Origin of the sequence: Lelliottia sp. CFBP8978, from assembly GCF_034046055.2 — a bacterium.
In the GTDB taxonomy this organism is placed as follows: Bacteria; Pseudomonadota; Gammaproteobacteria; order Enterobacterales; family Enterobacteriaceae; genus Enterobacter.
In genome coordinates this window covers 486320-504832 of sequence record NZ_CM188253.1, presented here as the reverse complement: position 1 = coordinate 504832, position 18513 = coordinate 486320, and the positions used below count along the sequence as shown (strand labels likewise).

13 protein-coding genes are annotated in these 18513 nt (G+C 54.6%); 5 read left to right on the top strand and 8 right to left on the bottom strand.

Annotated elements, in window-relative coordinates; all coding sequences use genetic code 11:
* Positions 1–11: 11 nt before the first annotated feature.
* Both fbp and SOM82_RS02340 read left to right on the top strand, forming a co-directional pair.
* Entirely contained in the window at positions 12–1010 is a 999-nt protein-coding gene (gene fbp / locus SOM82_RS02345) for a class 1 fructose-bisphosphatase (protein WP_154127000.1), read from the top strand.
* Positions 1011–1155: 145 nt separating this feature from the next.
* The gene (locus tag SOM82_RS02340; protein WP_154126999.1) at positions 1156–1449 is read left to right on the top strand and encodes a helix-turn-helix domain-containing protein; all 294 of its coding nucleotides are present in this window, start codon (positions 1156–1158) and stop codon (positions 1447–1449) included.
* Positions 1450–1482: 33 nt separating this feature from the next.
* Here SOM82_RS02340 and SOM82_RS02335 read toward each other — a convergent pair whose 3' ends face one another.
* From SOM82_RS02335 to ytfQ, 5 genes are all read right to left on the bottom strand, one after another.
* On the bottom strand, positions 1483–3051 hold the full coding sequence (locus tag SOM82_RS02335; RefSeq protein WP_154126998.1) for a methyl-accepting chemotaxis protein: 1569 nt from the start codon (positions 3049–3051) through the stop codon (positions 1483–1485).
* A gap of 93 nt (positions 3052–3144) precedes the next feature.
* Positions 3145–4146 (bottom strand): galactofuranose ABC transporter, permease protein YjfF, encoded by a 1002-nt coding sequence (gene yjfF, locus SOM82_RS02330; RefSeq protein WP_320460780.1) that lies wholly within the window; start codon positions 4144–4146, stop codon positions 3145–3147.
* Positions 4133–5158 carry a galactofuranose ABC transporter, ATP-binding protein YtfT gene (gene ytfT, locus SOM82_RS02325; protein WP_320460779.1) on the bottom strand — a complete coding sequence of 342 codons (1026 nt, stop codon included), beginning with the start codon at positions 5156–5158 and terminating at the stop codon, positions 4133–4135. Before ytfT ends, yjfF begins: the two co-directional genes overlap by 14 nt.
* Before the next feature lie 10 nt (positions 5159–5168).
* Positions 5169–6671: a galactofuranose ABC transporter, ATP-binding protein YtfR gene (gene ytfR, locus SOM82_RS02320; RefSeq protein WP_320460778.1), complete on the bottom strand. Its 1503-nt coding sequence runs from the start codon at positions 6669–6671 to the stop codon at positions 5169–5171.
* A 726-nt stretch (positions 6672–7397) separates the two neighbouring features.
* Positions 7398–8354 carry a galactofuranose ABC transporter substrate-binding protein YtfQ gene (ytfQ, locus tag SOM82_RS02315; RefSeq protein ID WP_154127052.1) on the bottom strand — a complete coding sequence of 319 codons (957 nt, stop codon included), beginning with the start codon at positions 8352–8354 and terminating at the stop codon, positions 7398–7400.
* Positions 8355–8662: 308 nt separating this feature from the next.
* Here ytfQ and ppa point away from each other — a divergent pair, with 308 nt between their 5' ends.
* From ppa to SOM82_RS02300, 3 genes are all read left to right on the top strand, one after another.
* Entirely contained in the window at positions 8663–9193 is a 531-nt protein-coding gene (ppa, locus tag SOM82_RS02310; protein ID WP_064324598.1) for an inorganic diphosphatase, read from the top strand.
* A gap of 185 nt (positions 9194–9378) precedes the next feature.
* Positions 9379–10449, top strand: a complete 1071-nt coding sequence (gene yncE / locus SOM82_RS02305) for a 7-bladed beta-propeller protein YncE (protein ID WP_320460777.1) — start codon at positions 9379–9381, stop codon at positions 10447–10449.
* Between the two features lie 73 nt (positions 10450–10522).
* The gene (locus SOM82_RS02300) at positions 10523–12505 is read left to right on the top strand and encodes a TonB-dependent receptor domain-containing protein (protein WP_414672119.1); all 1983 of its coding nucleotides are present in this window, start codon (positions 10523–10525) and stop codon (positions 12503–12505) included.
* A 42-nt stretch (positions 12506–12547) separates the two neighbouring features.
* Here the strand turns inward: SOM82_RS02300 and SOM82_RS02295 are convergent, their stop codons facing one another.
* Genes SOM82_RS02295 through tamA form a run of 3 tightly spaced genes read right to left on the bottom strand, consistent with a single transcriptional unit; the run spans position 12548 to position 18401 of the window.
* Positions 12548–12892, bottom strand: a complete 345-nt coding sequence (locus tag SOM82_RS02295; protein ID WP_154126993.1) for a gamma-glutamylcyclotransferase family protein — start codon at positions 12890–12892, stop codon at positions 12548–12550.
* 2 nt (positions 12893–12894) lie between these two features.
* Entirely contained in the window at positions 12895–16671 is a 3777-nt protein-coding gene (tamB, locus tag SOM82_RS02290) for an autotransporter assembly complex protein TamB (protein WP_320460775.1), read from the bottom strand.
* A complete protein-coding gene (tamA, locus tag SOM82_RS02285; protein WP_320460774.1) occupies positions 16668–18401 on the bottom strand; it encodes an autotransporter assembly complex protein TamA in 1734 nt (577 codons plus the stop codon). The genes tamB and tamA overlap by 4 nt, the downstream gene beginning before the upstream one ends.
* Positions 18402–18513 lie beyond the last annotated feature (112 nt).

Sequence of the window (18513 nt, the reverse complement as noted above, 5' to 3'; positions counted from 1 at the left end):
GGGAAAGTGTTATGAAAACGTTAGGTGAATTTATTGTCGAAAAGCAGCATGAGTTCTCTCATGCTACCGGTGAGCTCACTGCTTTGCTGTCGGCAATAAAGCTCGGTGCGAAGATCATCCACCGCGATATCAATAAGGCCGGTCTGGTCGATATCCTGGGTGCCAGCGGTGCCGAAAACGTTCAGGGCGAGGTTCAGCAAAAACTCGATCTGTTCGCCAATGAAAAACTGAAAGCTGCACTGCGCGCACGCGACATCGTTGCGGGTATCGCCTCTGAAGAAGAAGATGAAATCGTCGTTTTCGAAGGGTGCGAACATGCCAAATATGTCGTGCTGATGGATCCCCTGGATGGCTCCTCTAACATCGACGTCAACGTTTCTGTCGGGACCATTTTCTCTATCTATCGCCGCGTCACGCCTGTTGGCACGCCGGTCACCGAAGAAGATTTCCTCCAGCCGGGCAACAAGCAGGTTGCTGCCGGGTATGTGGTTTATGGCTCCTCCACCATGCTGGTTTACACCACAGGCTGCGGCGTACACGCTTTTACCTACGATCCGTCACTGGGTGTGTTCTGCCTCAGCCAGGAACGTATGCGCTTCCCGGCAAGCGGCAGCACGTACTCTATTAACGAAGGCAACTACATCAAATTCCCGAATGGTGTGAAGAAATACATCAAATTCTGCCAGGAAGAAGATAAGCTGACGCAGCGCCCATATACCTCGCGGTATATCGGTTCTCTGGTGGCTGATTTCCACCGTAACCTGCTGAAAGGCGGCATTTATCTCTACCCAAGCACCGCCAGCCACCCGGAAGGAAAACTGCGTCTGCTGTACGAATGCAACCCAATGGCGTTCCTGGCCGAACAGGCCGGCGGCAAGGCGAGCGATGGTAAAGAGCGTATTCTGGATATCATTCCGCACAGCCTGCACCAGCGCCGCTCTTTCTTTGTGGGTAACGACCATATGGTTGAAGATGTTGAGCGTTTAATCCGCGAGTACCCGGACGCGTAACATTATTATAACGGGGAGCCAGACTCCCCGTTCTTATTTATATATTTTACCGTATAAATTAATATAAAAATCTCGCTTTAATATTCGCCACTACTCGCGCATTATTCTGAATAATTGATTATTTATTCAGAGGAGACGCTGTGCAATGCAAAATTTTTCACGTGCAAACACCGGTATCGATTTAAATCTCATCCCCGTATTTATTGAAATCGTTCGCTGCGGCAGCATGGCGAAAGCCTCTGTGCGCCTGGAGATGTCGCGCCCGGCGGTCAGTCTTGCGTTAAAACGATTTAACCAGCTCTTTGATGAACCGTTATTTATTCGTAAAGGTTTATATCTGGAGCCAACAAACAAAGCGCTACAATTAACCCACTCGCTGGAGAATTTAATGGCGGATATTCATCAGAATATTGGTGCGGTCAATACTGCGGAAGCGTAAACCCTGACGCATAACACGCCAGAGTTTATTTTATCAGGCCGTTTGTGCCGTCAGTTTAAAAGAGGACATGGCTTCAATTAACTCTCGTGACTGCTGTTCCAGAGATCGCGTTGCGGCGGAAGATTGCTGTACCAGCGCAGCGTTTTGCTGCGCGGTTTCGTCCATCTGATTGACCGCAATATTGACCTGCTCGATCCCGCGGCTTTGCTCCAGAGAAGCATTGGCGATCTCACGCATCAGTTTGGTCATCCGTAACACTTCGGTGGCGATCTCATCCATCGTCTCACCGGCTTGCTGCGCCAGTTCGCTACCTTCGTTAACGTGCGTTTGTGAATCGCTAATCAGCGTGCGGATCTCTTTCGCCGCGTCGGCGCTTCGGCTGGCGAGATTGCGGACTTCACCGGCGACCACTGCAAAACCGCGCCCCTGCTCACCCGCGCGCGCCGCTTCCACCGAGGCGTTCAGCGCCAGAATGTTGGTCTGGAATGCGATCCCGTCGATCACGCTAAGAATATCGGCAATACGCGCGGAGCTTCCCGAAATATCGCGCATTTTTTCAATGACATAGCACACCATTTCGCTGCCGTGGTCCGCGGTATCAGAGACTCGTTTCGCCATCTGGTGCGCCTGCTCGGCGTTGTCCGCGTTTTGTTTCACGGTGGCGGTGATCTCTTCCATGCTCGCCGCTGTCTGTTCGAGCGATGTTGCCGTCGATTCCGTACGCTGGGCCAGATCCATGTTTCCGGCGGTCAGCTCGCGGCTGCCCGTATCGATCTGCGAACTGGCATCACGCACGCGCAGCACCGAGCCCATGAGTGACTGACGCATCCCTTCAATCGCCGCATTCAGGCGATTAAATTCCTGGCTGGCCGGTTCGCTCAGACTGTGGGTTAAATCCCCCGCCGCCACATGTTCCAGTTGAGAAATCGAGGTTGAGAGCGGTTTGAGCAGCATATGACGCAGCAGCAGCCAGGCCAGGACGATCACGCCAGCGGTGATCAACGCAGCGATCACGATGAACATCATCACGCGATTTTTGCTTGACTGCACGGCTTTCACTTCAGCGTTTCCGCGAGATTCGCTCCACGCCTGAAACGCCTGCATATCGTTGTCGAACTGACGGGCGACCGGGATCAGCTTATTCTCCAGCAGATCATAATAGCCATCGGCGCTTTGTTGATTCAGCGCGGCCAGCATCGGGGTGATGCCGTCAGTGTTATATACGGCAAGGCTTGCCGCGACGTTGTCCAGAAGCTTTTGCCCCTCACTATCCTCAACGCCGCTATCAATTACCGTCTTCAGCGTTTTTTGGGCCTGGGTCACTTCACGATTAATGTTCTGCACGGATTTGGCGGCATCATCCAGCATGCCGATTTCCATCAAACGGACGGCCTGACTGGCTTCATTACGGGCGCGCAAAATCAGGGTATAACCCGCGTTCAGCTTGATCATCTGTTCACCCTGAAGGTGATTGATGCGCTGCAAAGAGGAGGAGCTCTGTGTGAGGGCATAAATGCCAATGCCGCTGACAATCAGCAGCAGAAGGGTCATAACGGCCAGTAACGAAAGCAAGCCGGTACGAATCGATAGCGTTTTCAGCATGATGTTATTTCCGGTAGCAAGATAATTCTGGACATAAAATAAGGTTATCGACCGCTACCGGAAAAAGTTTACACTTTAAGCAAATTCAGAGTGTTATCGGTTGATGGTGGTGGTGCTCACGCGCGTCACCGGCGAGCTTAAGCGGTTCTCCCACAGCACTGTCAGGCCACGCTGCAGCGCGATAAAGATGAACAGCAAAATCCCAATCGCAATTTTGGTCCACCAGGAACTCAGGGTGCCATCAAAGTTTATATAGGTCTGGATCAACCCCTGGATCGCCACGCCGAACAGCGTGCCCAACACGGTTCCGACGCCCCCACTGAGCAGCGTGCCGCCAATGACGACCGAGGCGATCGCGTCCAGCTCAACCCCAACCCCAGCCAGCGCGTAGCCCGCCTGGGTATAAACGGAAAAAACAATACCGGCCAGCGTCGCCAGACCGGTAGACAACATATAGATGCGAATAGTGGTGCTGCGGGTGGAGATTCCCATCAGGTTTGCCGACGTGGCGCTTCCCCCAATGGCATACACCTGATTACCGAAACGGGTGCGGTGGGCGAGGAAAATCCCGATGACCACCACGCCCAGCATCAGCAGCCCCATCGCGCTCAGGCGACCGCCGCCGGGGATTTTCCAGGCCAGATCGGAAAGAGTCTCGTAGATCGGGTGATTAATCGGGATCGACTCTTCGGACACCAGATAGCTAACGCCGCGCAGGAAAAACATCCCGGCTAGCGTGATGATAAATGCCGGGATTTTCAGCGCGTCAATTAACAGCCCCATAAACGCCCCGAACGCGCAACCCATCACCAGCACCAGCGGGAAGGCCAGCAGCGGTGAGATCCCCCAAAAGCCTATCGCTTTGGCGAGGAACACGCCGGTAAAGGCGATCACCGAGCCGACGGAGAGATCGATTCCGCCGGAGAGGATCACGAAGGTCATGCCAACGGCAATAATGCCCAAAAAAGCATTATCCGTGAGGATGTTACAAATCACCCGCGTGGAGGCAAACCCGGGGAATTGCGTCAGGCAGTAGAGATAACCCAGTACGAAAACGCCCAGCGTGATCATCAGCGGTAAATTACGTTTTATCATGGCCGCGAATCCCCTTAACGATGCTAATAAAGCGCGACGACTGAACAATCAGCACGCAGAGCACAACGACCGCCTTGACGACCTGGTTGAGCTCCGGCTGGAAGCCAGAAAGCAAAATACCGGTATTCATACCCTGAATAATCAGCGCGCCAATCACCGACAGCAGCAGATTAAAGCGCCCGCCCATCAGCGATCCGCCGCCAATCACCACCGCCAGAATCGCATCCAGCTCGAGCCACAGCCCGGCATTGTTGGCATCGGCGCCACGGATATCCGCAGCGACGATAATCCCCGCGATGGCGGCGCAGACACCGCTGAGAACATAGGTCAGCATCACCACCAGACGGGTGCTGACCCCGGCATTTTTTGCCGCCCGAATGTTAATTCCGACCGCCTCGATAAACATGCCGAGCGCGGTTTTGCGGGTAAACAGCCAGAACACGATCAGCGTCACCAGCGCAATCATCACCGGTGTGGGGAACAGCAACAGTTTGCCGCTGCCGATCCACGCTAAATCCGGGGAGTTGAAGGTGACAATCTGCCCTGAGGTAATAAGCTGCGCGACGCCGCGTCCGGCCACCATCAAAATCAGCGTGGCGACAAATGGCTGAATTTTGAGAATGGAAACCAGTATCCCGTTCCACAGCCCGGCCAGCACGCCCGTTCCCAGCGCCGCCAGCAACACCACCGGCAGGCTGTGTCCGGAGACGGTCATCGACGCCGCGGTGGCGCCCGAGATAGCCATGATCGCGCCCACGGAAAGATCGATCCCCCCGGTGGCAATGACCAGCGTCATCCCGATAGCCAGCAGCGCCACCGGCGCGGCGCGGTTTAAGATATCAATGGGGCTACCGAACAGGCGGCCATCCTGCAAAATGATCTGAAAAAAATGCGGTGCCACAAGGCTATCCACCACCAGCACTAACAACAACGCCACGATCTGCGGCGTGCCGGTTGGCCAGTTGAAGCGGCGCTTTGACGCTGTGGTATGAGGAAGTGAACGGGGCATCACGAGTAACTCCTTATGCCGCGATGGCATTCATGATCGCCGGAACGGAAAGTTCATCCAGCGGGATCTCTGCCACCTGCTTACGATCGCGCATAATGATGACGCGATCGGCATACCCCACCAGCTCTTCAAGCTCGGAGGAGATGACCAGCAGCGCCAGCCCGTCGGCACAGAGCGTTTCGATCAGGCGGATAATTTCCGCATGCGCGCCAACGTCGATGCCGCGTGTCGGTTCATCAAGGATCAGGAACTGGGGTTTGGTCAACAGCCAGCGGGAAAGCAGGACTTTTTGCTGGTTACCGCCGGAGAGAAACTCGATGGGCTGTTCCGCGCTGGGCGTACGAATACCGAGCTGACGGATGAATCGTTCCGCAATCGCGTTCTGTTCTTTGCGCGGAATCGGGCGCAGCCAGCCGCGCTGCGCCTGGAGTGCCAGAATAATATTTTCACGCACCGACGCGGCGGCGATAATACCGTCCGTTTTCCTGTCTTCCGGGCAAAAACCGATGCCGAGACAGGAGGCCTGGTGCGGCGAGCGTAGTGTGTGAGGTTTGCCCTTGATCATCGCGCTACCGCTGTCGGCAGGTTTAATGCCAAAAATCACTTCGGCGGTTTCGGTACGGCCTGATCCCAACAGCCCCGCCAGACCGACGATCTCGCCGGGGCGCACTTCGAGGTTGAACGGCGTAATCGTGCCTTTCTTCCCAAAATCTTTAAATGCCGCGACCGGTTTATCGCTTAGCAACGTACGCCCGGCGCGTTGCAGCGCGTGCGTGTCCAGCTCACGGCCCAACATCATTTTCACCAGCTCGATCTGCGGCAGCTCGCAGGTTTCACGGCAGCCGACAAAACTGCCGTTACGCAGAACCGTAATGCGATCGCTGACCTGGTAAACCTGATCGAGAAAATGGGTGACGAAAATCAGGCTGACTCCCTGATCGCGCAACTGACGCATCAGGGTAAAGAGCATCTCCACTTCCTGGGTATCGAGGCTGGCGGTGGGTTCATCGAGGATCAACACTTTGGCGGAGAGATCGATCGCCCGGCAAATCGCGACGATCTGCTGCATCGCCACTGAAAAACGGTTTAGCGGCTCGCGGACGTCGAGGGAAAAGCCATAGGACTCCATCAGGGTCGTGGCCCGTTTTTCCATCTCTTTCCTGCGCAGCAAGCCAAACCGACGCGGCTCGCGACCAATAAACAGGTTATCCGCCACCGACATATTCGGCAGCAGATTGACTTCCTGGTATACCGTCCCGATGCCAAGCTGCTGGGCGTGAGCGGTGTTTTTGGGCGAAATCGCCTGGCCTTCAAGCCAGATGGTTCCGCGATCGGCGTGATATACCCCGGTCAGCGCTTTGATGAGCGTCGATTTTCCGGCTCCGTTTTCTCCCAGCAGCGCCATGATTTCGCCACGCCGCAGGCTGAAGTCAACGTTATCCAGCGCCTTCACCCCGGGGAAATTTTTGCTAAGACCTTCCGTGCGGAGGATTTCCTGGTGTTGTTCGGTGGTCATCGTTCTTCCCCTCACCCTAACCCTCTCCCCATAGGGGAGAGGGGATTGATCGTGCCAGTGATAATTCTCTGCTCCGCCCTGCCTTTCCCCCTCTCCCCTTGGGGGAGAGGATTGATCGTGCCTGTTATAAATTCTCTGCTCCGCCCTGCCTTTCCCCCTCTCCCTTGTGGGAGAGGATTGATCGTGCCAGTGATTATTCTCTGCTCCGACTTATCTTTCCCCCTCTCCCTTGTGGGAGAGGATTGATCGTACCTGTTATAAATTCTCTGCTCCGCTTTGCCTTTCCCCCTCTCCCTTGTGGGAGAGGATTGATCGTGCCAGTGATTATTCTCTGCTCCGCCCTGCCTTTCCCCCTCTCCCTTGTGGGAGAGGATTGATCGTGCCAGTGATTATTCTCTGCTCCGACTTATCTTTCCCCCTCTCCCTTGGGGGAGAGGATTGATCGTGCCTGTTAAATTCTCTGCTCCGACTTATCTTTCCCCCTCTCCCCTTGGGGGAGAGGATTGATCGTGCCTGTTATAAATTCTCTGCTCCGCCCTGCCTTTCCCCCTCTCCCTTGTGGGAGAGGATTGATCGTGCCAGTGATAATTCTTAGCTCCGACTTATCTTTCCCCCTCTCCCTTGGGGGAGAGGATTGATCGTGCCTGTTAAATTCTCTGCTCCGACTTATCTTTCCCCCTCTCCCCTTGGGGGAGAGGGCGGGGTGAGGGGTGAGCGGCAAGGGCATCAATAGCCCATTGATTTTTTCTTCTCTAACTCTTCTTTCGCTGTATCAGGCAGGTAGAGGGTCGATTTGGTGATGGTCAGCTGTTCTGGTTTGGTACCGTCTTTCTTGAATTTTTCGAGTGCGTCAAACGCCGGTCCGGCCATGTTTGGCGTCAGCTCGACGCTGGCATTCGCTTCGCCGTCGATCATCGCTTTGTAGATGTCCGGTACGCCGTCGATTGAACCGGTGAGAATGTCTTTGCCCGGTTTCAGGCCCGCTTCTTTAATGGCCTGGATGGCTCCGATCACCATGTCATCGTTGTGCGCGTATACCATGCAGATGTTCTTGCCGTTGTTTTCAGCCTTGATAAAGCTTTCCATGACCTCTTTGCCCTTACTGCGGGTGAAGTCGCCGGACTGAGAACGAATAATTTTGATGTTTGGCGCTTTTGCGATGGCCTCAGCAAAGCCTTTCTTACGGTCAATGGCGACGCTCGCACCCACCGTTCCTTGCAGCTCAACGACGTTACACGGCTTGCCATCCACCTGCTTAATCAGCCAGTCACCAATCAGTTGCCCTTCCAGCACGTTATTCGCGGTGACGGTGGTCATATAGAGAGATTTGTCTTTGACATCAATGGAACGGTCCAGCAAGAAGACCGGAATTTCAGCGTCTTTGGCCTCTTTCAGCACCGGTTCCCAGCCGGTTGCCACCACTGGCGCGATGAAGATAGCGTCAACGCCCTGGGCGATGAATGAACGCACCGCTTTAATCTGGTTTTCCTGTTTTTGCTGGCCATCAGCGATTTTCAGCGTAATACCGCGTTTTTCAGCCTCGCTTTTCGCAACGCTGGTTTCTGCTGCTCGCCAGCCGGATTCAGACCCGACCTGAGAAAAACCGACCGTTAAGGGTGCGGCCATTGCCATAGACGACATGGCTGCCGAAACTGCTGTGACAAGAAGTAAGCGCTTCCACATAATGATGTCCTCGTAGCCCAGGTTATTGTTGGTCAAAAGATGTTCTGCGAAAAAACTATAGCCAATAGAAGATGTAACGAATTGCGTTACATCACACTTCAGAAAAGTGAACAAAACGTTAATCACAAGTTTGTAATCGCTTTCATTCGCGCATTAATTATGCGGCTGTGTTTATGGATTTTCCTGTCATGGAAACGCTCTGAAAATGGCGTTCAGATGAGGTTGGGAGTGAAAACAGGCGAAGACTTTCAGCGCGAGTTGGCTATAATACTCGCCACTTGTTTACCATTATTTTGAAGGACACCAACATGAGCTTACTCAACGTCCCTGCGGGTAAAGAACTGCCGGAAGACATCTACGTTGTTATCGAAATCCCGGCCAACGCAGATCCTATCAAATACGAAATCGACAAAGACACCGGTGCGCTGTTCGTTGACCGTTTCATGTCCACTGCGATGTTCTACCCGTGCAACTACGGCTACATCAACCACACCCTGTCCCTGGATGGCGACCCGGTAGACGTTCTGGTCCCAACGCCATACCCACTGGCCCCAGGTTCTGTGGTTCGCTGCCGTCCGGTTGGCGTTCTGAAAATGACCGACGAAGCCGGTGAAGATGCGAAACTGGTTGCGGTTCCGCACACCAAACTGAGCAAAGAGTACGATCACATTAAAGATGTGAACGACCTGCCAGAACTGCTGAAAGCACAGATCACCCACTTCTTCGAGCACTACAAAGATCTCGAAAAAGGCAAATGGGTTAAAGTTGACGGCTGGGACAACGCAGAAGCGGCAAAAGCTGAAATCGTTGCCTCTTTCGAACGCGCTGCTAAGAAGTAATTCTTACCCTCCGTTCTAAGCCCCGCGAGTCGGGGCTTTTTTATGCCTGCCTGCCCCTATCTCCTTAAGATTTAACCGGTTATTGACCTACCAGAAAAGGTAGCACTCACCTCAAAGTTGCAATTGCTAATGATAGTAGATCTCATTATCATTTTCAGTTCGTAAACAAATGTGAATAAACGTCAATGACCCTACACAATGTGAAGACCTTTAAAGCGTCTGTCGCCTCAGCCATCGCTGCGGCATTAATGTTGACCAGCGTCACGAGTTTCGCCGCCCCGCTGCCAGAAAAAGATTTTGTCACTCAGCCCGTGGGCCACGGCGTGTACGAACTCGCTTACGATGGCCAGGCAAAGGTGTTATTTGCCGCCAGCGCGCCCTCATTCGATAAAGACAAAACCCAGGGCAAAATATACAAACTGGACCTCGAAGATCTGACCGGAACAGGCGTCATCGAGACCAGCCGCAGGGCATTTGCCACCGCGCTGGACGAAGAAAATCATCTCCTCTACGTGGGCAATACGCTGGAAGGTTCAGTCACTCTGATTGATACCCGGACCGGCAAAGAGCTGGCCGTGATACAGCTCGCCGACACCAGCAACCCGAAAGAGATCGCCCACACCCGCGAAATGGTGCTCGATAAACAACGCCACCGCTTATACGTCTCGGGCGTAGTGGAAAAGGGGATCGTCTGGGTTGTCGATACCGAAAAGCGTCAGCTGATCACGACCCTGACCAATATGGGTGAATATCCGACCGGGCTGGCGCTGGATGCGCAGAAAAATCGCCTGTATGTGGTTAACGGCAGAAATGAACTGATCGCCGTAGACACAACGACCGACAAAATTGTCAGCCGATTCACCGTCGAACCGGAGAAAAAACATTTCTTCCTGAATATCGCCCTCGACAGCAAAAATAATCGTGCCTTCCTGACCGATCCCGATTTACCCCAGGTGCTGGTCGTCGATATTAATACTGGCCGGGTGCTGGACCATATCGACGTCACCAACTCGCTGGCGGTGCTTTATAACGAAAAGCGCAGCGAAGTGTACGTCACCCACCGCAACGCCAAACTCATCAGCATTATCGACAGCAAAACGTACCAGCTGAAAAACAGCATTGCGACCAACGCCATGCCTAATAGTCTCGCCCTCTCTTCTGACAGTAATGTGCTGTACGCCAGCATTAAACAAGATGAGAAAGTGGCAAAAGACCGCCCCGATTACGTGCTGAAAATTACGCTCGATAAGCTCTGACACAATAACAAACCACGCCTTGCGGCATCAGATCGTAAGGCGTTTTCTTTATTTTCCTTTTGGGTTTATGGCTATGAAAACGCGTCAACTTATTACGTTCACAGGAATAGTGGCATTCACTGGCAGTATGGCTTTATCCGCCCAGGCGGATGATGAAATGGTGGTCACCGCGACCGGCTTTTCACAACAGAAAAAAGAAGCGCCCGCGACGATTTCAAGTATCGATCGTAAAACGCTGGATATTCAGCCCGACCAGACCATCGGCGACGCGCTTAAAAATATCCCCGGCGTGTCGGTATCGAACGGCGGCAGCGATATGGCCAACGGCAGCATTATGATGCGCGGCATGGACTCCAGCTATACGGCGTTTATGGTCAACAGCGTCAAGCAGAACACCAGCGAATCGCGGCCTTATGGCCAGGATATCGGTGCAGAAGCGGGCTTTTTACCGCCGATGGAAGCCATCGAACGTATCGAAGTGATTCGCGGGCCGATGTCCTCTTTGTATGGCTCTGACGCCATCGGCGGCGTGGTTAACGTTATCACCAAAAAACCGTACGGCGTGGAAGACTGGACGGGGGCGATCGCAGCGAACACCTGGCTGCAGGAGCACAAGGATTTGGGTAATACCAGCCAGCTGAACCTGTTCGCGATGGGACCGTTGATTCAGGATAAACTGGGCTTAAGCATTGCCGCAGACGGACTGGATCGCCGCGATGATGAGCGCCAGAACTACTTCGGCAAACATAACCGTAAGTCCGTCGATGCCACTTTGGGCCTCAAGGCCAGCGACAATAACCTGTTCGATCTGAATGTGGTCGTCGGCGAGCAAGAGAAAAACCGCACTAAAAAACGCGGTACGCCGTGGATGTGGAAATTCGATCGCGATGCAGTCACCCTGACCCACACCGGCTGGTATGCCGATGACACTATCGCCACAACCAACTATATCAACTACGAAAAAGGGCGTTCGAAGTATCTGCTGGACAACACGTCGCCAGAGTATGTGCAGACCGAAAACTACGTCGCCAACTCGCAAACGACCTTTACCTTCGATGATCATAAGCTCACCGTCGGCGCCAACTTTACCCGTGAAGAGCTCAATGACCACTTCTATGAGTCTGGCAAAACGTTGCCGGGCGTAGAACCAGTCACCGAAGTGACCCGAAACGGCTGGGCGCTGTTTGCAGAAGACAGCTGGACGATCAACGACTTCATCCTGACCACCTCTGCGCGCGGCGATTACGACAGCTATTTCGGCGCTCACGTCACGCCAAAACTGTACGGCAACTGGGCGATTAACGACGCCTGGACGCTGAAAGGCGGCCTCTCCGCGGGCTATAAAAAGCCCGAACTGCGCGCCACGTCAGATCAGTTTATTACTCCGCACGGCTCAACGCCGCCTTACCCGTTCCTGACGGTAGGTAATGACGATCTGAAGCCGGAAAAAAGCATTAACGCCGAAACGGGCCTGTACTGGACCGGGAAATCGCTTTCGCTGGATGGAACCGTGTTCTACACCCAGTTTAAGGACAAAATCTCCGAGCAGACGATCTGTGAAACAACGGCCACTCACCAGTGTGTGGTTAATGGTTATAAAGCAGACTCGGTGGATAAATACTTCAACGTCAGTGAAGCCGACGTTTACGGTATCGAGCTGAATGCCGACTGGCAGGTCACCGAAGCGCTGAAAGCGAACGTCAACTACACCTGGAACCATAGCGAACAGAAATCCGGTGCGAATAAAGGCTACGCGCTGAATGATTATCCACGCCACATGGCGAATCTGTCACTGAACTGGGCCGCCACGCAAGCGCTGGATCTGTGGAGCACGGCGAATTATCGCAGCAGCAACCGTGACAGCAACAGCGGTACGCATTATGAGTCTTACACGCTGGTGGATATCGGCGCACGTTATAAGCTGAACAAAAATACGCAGCTGCTGGCAGGTGTTTACAACCTGTTCGATACCGATCCGCAACGCACTACCTCCTGGGGAGACTACGGTCAGCTGGAAGGCCGTCGCTATAATCTCGGCGCACGTATCGAGTTTTAATCCCACAAAAAACAACGCCACCCGAAGGTGGCGTTGTTCATATCAGTACTGGTCTCTGTCCAGCCAGTTACCGTTTTCAATCAGTTTCAATCCATCGACCGGACGCTGGTACACATACATCCATGCACTCCCATACGGGGTCTGGATCAACTGACGTGCATATTCACCGCCCCTGGTGCGCAAGGCATCAAGTTCGGCTAGCGTGGCATTATCAATACGATAAACCTCTCCCTGTACTGTTCCGTTCCCCGGAACCGCGCCTGGATAGTGGCCCAGACTGTACAACTGGTAGTTTTCAATATTGTAATTACCCAGCAACTGGGCGTTCGTCATCCAGTGACTGTTGCCTTGCTTGGTTCGTAAACTGCCGTATACAAATATTCGCATTGCTAAAACTCAAACTGATAGAGCAAATCGAGCGCCTGGTCTACGCCAGACACCGCTTCCAGATATAGCTTAGGCATCAGGCGATAGCGTAACGTGAGAGTTGCCAGTGAGTCAAAGATCCCTACACCGTATTTCACCTGCAGACCTGGCAGGACATAGCCACTGACCACCACTTGCGAAGAGTCACCGACCCCCTGGGTGTCCAGCGCCAGATTACTTACGCCAAACGTCTCGCCGATTTTACCCACAACCTGCCCACTTTGTGCAACCCCCAGGCCCACTAACATGGATGTCATCGCCGCACTGTCGCTCTGCTGGCTATCCAGCCCCTGTCCGCGCAGCAGATAGGAGAGGGCTTCCTGCTGCGACATCGCCGGGTCGGAGAAGATTTCCGCCTTCGGCTCGTCGGCGGTCCCGGTCACACGCACCCCGGCAATCACGTCGTTTTCCGTTGCTTCCGGATTACGAATCGCTTCGATATTCAGCAGCGGCTGGTCCGGCGGGCCGGAGAACAGCAGTTCACCTTTACGGACAATCAGGTCCTGACCGTAGGCGTGGAAGCGTCCTTCAGGAATAGTGATCTGCCCGTTAAGGCCAAGTCCCTGTTGATCTTGCGCCACTTTCAGGTCGCCCGTGAGTCGGGCCTTCAGACCAAACGCATCGAGACGCACGTTGTTTCCGACGTGAACGATCAGATTACTGTTGATCGGAATACCGGCACTTTTCGGTTCAGCCGGCTTCAGATTATTATTAAGCATCACTTCGTCGCTGGAGACGCCGACCGCGCTCTCCGGTACGTCATGCACCACGATACGCGCCCACGGCACATCGACACGCCCGTCAAGGGTAAACAGGCTTGGCGTGGCTTCAAACACCACATCCGGCGAGACATCCAGGCGCACCATCGGCGGCACGGTGATCCGCACTCTGCTGCCCTTCGCCGCTACGCGCGCGCGCCAGTTATCAATCTGACTCCAGTCGGCATCACCGCTGAGGTTAATCTGCCCCTGCTGGGTACGCACCACGCCAGCAAGCGTCGAGCTCATCCCGTTGAAGTTCATCGCAATCTGGCTTGGCTGCATATCAAACGGCATAAAGTTACCGTCGATATCCACGCCGTTGAGCTGCATCTGCCCAAACAGCTGCGGGCTTTGCACATTCCCCGCCAGTCTCAGATTGGCATTCAGCATGCCGGCGGCCTTTTCACCGCGCGAGAAAATAGCGTTCGCCATCGCGAGATTGAAATTGCGGATATTGACGTTGCCGCCCAGGTTACGCCGTCCTTGCGGATCGGTGATTTGCACCTGACCGTCGAACTGGCCGTTATTGGTCAGGCGTATCAGCCAGCCCAGTTCTGCGCGATTATTATGCAAGTCTGCCGTCAGATTCAGCGTGTCGAAGGCAACCGGCAGTGGCGCGTCATTCACCGTCTGCGTGACCTTCACGTTACGTCCGGAGAGCGTGACGTTCCCCTGCGGCAGCCCTTCTTTAGTGGTGTCCCACGAGACATCCGCTTTACCACTAAATACCCCGCTCGCCTGGGTGGTATCCGGCATAAACGGTTTTAGCATCGCCAGGTCAAAGCGGTTGAGATTGACCACCGCGCGCCCTTCTGCGCCCGCGTCAATGGTCTGCGGCACACACAGTTCGGCATTCGGGTTCGTCCAGCAGTGTGGCCCAATGCTGATTTTCTGCTCTGCGTTGCGATAATCGAGCGCGATGGAACGAGACAACGCCAGCGGTCCAACCGGGGTCGTAAAGCGGGTGTTATCCAGCAGGCCTTTCCAGCGTTCTTCTTTGCGATCGAAACTGCCGGTCAAATGCAGCTGGCCAGAAACCGGCTCGCCCTGCACGCGCAGCTGGAGATCGTGCTGTTTCTCGCTGCCTTTCGCGTCCAGCGTCACCAGGCTGATATTCACATCCGGCTGGGAAATCCGCTCCACGCGCAGATTCAGGTTGCCCGCGATCTGGTCGGTGGATTTGACATCCCCTTTCAGCAGAACGCGAGCGATGGACAGCTCCTGCCAGCGCAAACTGTTGGCAGTGATGTCGGCCAGAATCTGCGGCGCATCAACCGTACCGCGTACTTTGAGCAGACCTTTCGCCGTTCCGCCAAGCCCAGGCAGCGCATTGTCGAGATTAGGCGCATCAATAGTGGCATCCAGATCGAGATCTTTAACGCCCAGCTCACCTTTGATATCCGCGGTGTTCCGCCCCAGCGCGACGTGCAGTTTCGGGATAATCCATTGCAGATAGCTGTTGCCTCTCAGCGCACCTTCAACGTTCACATTGTTCTGCTTCACGTTGCCGCTGATTTTGATCTCCGGCACATCCACCTGCCAGCTGCCGCCGTACAAGCTTCCGCTCGTTTTGATCAGACCATTCAGCTTCGACGGCCAGTCCGGCACCTCTTTGGCGGTATTGATACCGTTAAGCTTAAGCTCGCCGCGCCAGCTGATCGCCTTCTGCCAGTCGAGCAGCGCCGTCAGTTCCGTTGTACCCTCCAGCGCCGCCACGGAGAGTTTATCGAGGTTAATCTGCTGCTCGTTGCCCTTCGCATCGAGAGTAATATTCGCCGGCGGCACGCTCTGCCCTTTCACCGCCGTACGGAACGACAGCGTGTAATCGGTCATTTTACCGCTCAGTTTGAGCTTCAGATCGTCGGCCTGGAACTGCTTCTCCCCCGTGAAGGGCCAGTAAAGCTGTTCACTGACCAGTTCCAGATTGAGCGGCAATCCGGCCTCGGCTAACTGCGTTTGCCCGCGCAGGACCATATCGACCGGGCCGGACAAATTAACGCCAAACTCCAGTTTCTCCCGCAGCGCGCCGCCCACTTTCAGCTTCACCTTTTCGCCCTTGAGCGGGTCAATATTCAGCGTGCTGTTCAGGGTGAAATCCACAGGCCAGTTATCACGCAGCTGCGCGTTACCGGTGGCGTTAACGCTGCCCTGGTTGGTATCAATATCCAGCGCGTCGAGCTTCATCTCGCCGTCGATGCTGCTGACTTTCAGCAGCATATTGAACACCGTCAGATCGGTGTCGCCGGTCAGTCTCAGCTGTTCACCTTTAAACTCTTCGATATTCAGATTGAGCGGCAGATGGACATCGGTCATCTGCGGCAGAACCGGTTGCGAGAAGAGATCTTTAAGCGTCTCACCCAGCGGTTTTTCTTCTGGCTGCGGGTTCTGGATTTTCGGTTCGACAATCTCTTCCTGCGCCACTTTTGCTACTTTCGGCAGGGCAATCAGCAGCCCCTGTAGCGCGGTGGGCGTCAGCGTGAGATTCTTCTCCTGCCAGCGCAGGCCGGAGGTGAAGTCTATTACCGAGACGGTTGTGTCGTCGATCTTAATATTGACGTTATTAAGGGCAACCCGATACAGCGCAATCGGGTAGGGAGTCGAGAGATTCAGCGGACCACTCTCCTCCTCTTCGACCGGCGCAGACTTTGGCATTTTTTTCGAATCTATCGCCACATTAACGTCTTTTAGCGACAAATCGTTCACACACAGGCTGCTGTCGCGTAGACAACCCAGCTTAACCGCCAGATGGAATTCACCCGCGTTGACCGCCACGCCGGGCTGCTGGTAACGAATATTCTTGAGGCTAAGATCGCGCCAGCCGCCCGTGACCTGGCCGATCTCCAGCCCAGGAACCCAGCGGTTTGCCGCGTTAAACAGCAGATGCAGGCCGGTGGTGGTCCCCACCAGGAATGCCACCGTACCGAGCAGCAGCAGGATAAAAATCAGAACGCCGAGGCTTATCTTCTTCCATAAACTCATAATTCAGGCCCCAGACCGATGTAAAACTGTAAACCGTGCTCGTCTTTATCCCCCACCGGAACGGCGAAATCGAGCTTGATTGGCCCAACGGGGGATTGCCAGCGCACGCCAACACCCGCGCCGGTTTTGAAATCGCTTCTGCGGATATCGTTCACCGCCTCGCCGCCATCAACAAACATCGCCCCCCACCATTTGCCGGAGACGTTGTGCTGATACTCCAGCGATCCGGTCGCCAGTTTTGACGCTCCCGTCAGCTGGCCTTTATCGTTTTCGGGCGAGATGGATTTGTATTTGTAGCCGCGAATACTGCGGTCGCCGCCCGCAAAGAAGCGCAGGTCCGGCGGCACGCGTTCGAAATCGCCGGTTTCAATCCAGCCCAGGTTGCCGCGGGTGACAAAACGGTGCTTATCATAGAAAGTACGGATCCAGACGTTTTGCGCCTGCACCACGGAGAAATCGACGTCCGATCCCCACGCCGTATTGGAATAATCAATCGAATACCGCTGCGAATCGCCCCAGACAGGCATCAGGCCGCCGCGCGAGCGCGTACGGCTAATCATCACGCCCGGATAAAGCAGCATGGTGGTATTGGTTACATTCGCCTGGGTAAAGTGGTCGAGACTCCAGCGCAGGTTAATTGCGCGCTGCCAGCCGCTGGAGAGGTCCCAAAAGCGCGACACGGCAAGCGTGGTGGAGTCCTGCTCGGTGTCGTTCAGATCGGTGCGTTTAAAGCCGCCCTGTAACAGGTAATACTGTTCAAGCGGGTTTTTCAGCAGCGGCATTTTATAGCTGAAGTCGAGCTGCTGTTCCGGCGCAGAGATACTCGCGCTGGTCGTCAGGCTGTGGCCATACGAGTTCATCCACGGTTTTTTCCACGTGGCCTTCACGCGCGGCCCCACGTCGGTGGAATAGCCGACACCGGTCTCAATCGTATTTTCGGTGCGCGGTGAAACCACGCCATGCAGCGGTAGTACTTTCGTCTTACGGGCTTTATCAAATTCGGGCGCCACCACCACCGAGTTAAACCAGCCGGTGGCAGAGAGGCGGCGGTTCAGCTCCGCCAGATCTTTCGACTGGTAGTACTCGCCCTCTTTGAACGGGACCAGATTTTGCAGATACTCGTCGCGGATTTGCGAACCTTCGAAGGTGACATCGCCAAAACGGTAGCGCTCGCCGCTGTCGTAATCGATATCCCAGAACGCCTGACGTCTGTCGAGGGCTACGCCTAACTGGCTTTTATTAAACTGACTGTCGAAGTAGCCTTTACGCAGCGCTACGCTGGTTAACTCTTTTTTGAAGTGGTCATAATCGCCGTGATTCAGCACGGTGCCGACTTTCGGACGGGTACTCAGCAGATCCAGATAATCGCGGTCTGTACGCGCACCGCCGCGCAGTACGACGTTCGTACCGCCAATCAGCACCGGTTCACCCGCCGACACGCGGGCAATCAGCACCTGTCTCCCCTTTGCCGGAGGCGGGCGTAAGTCGAAATCAATGGTGGGTTCATAGTAACCCAGCGCTTTTAGCCCTTCGCGGATCGCATCATCCACGCGCGCGCGAAAGCGCCGGTCCGGCGTCACTTCGTCACTCTGAATGGTTGACAGCTGCGCACGCACGTTTTTTTCCAGCGTCCCGGATAACCCCTCAACCTGCAAACGGACATTAGCCGCGCTGGCGACTCCGCTTGTCAGCAATAAACTGACCAAACATAACTGGCGGATCTTTGGCACGTTTTCTCCTGAATATCCTTGTTTCCACCCTGGAAGCAATTGAAGTGCCGCTCCGCGGCGTATCACGGCATAAAGCCCAAAACCCAATCAGTGGGTTGAAAAATGGCCGAGA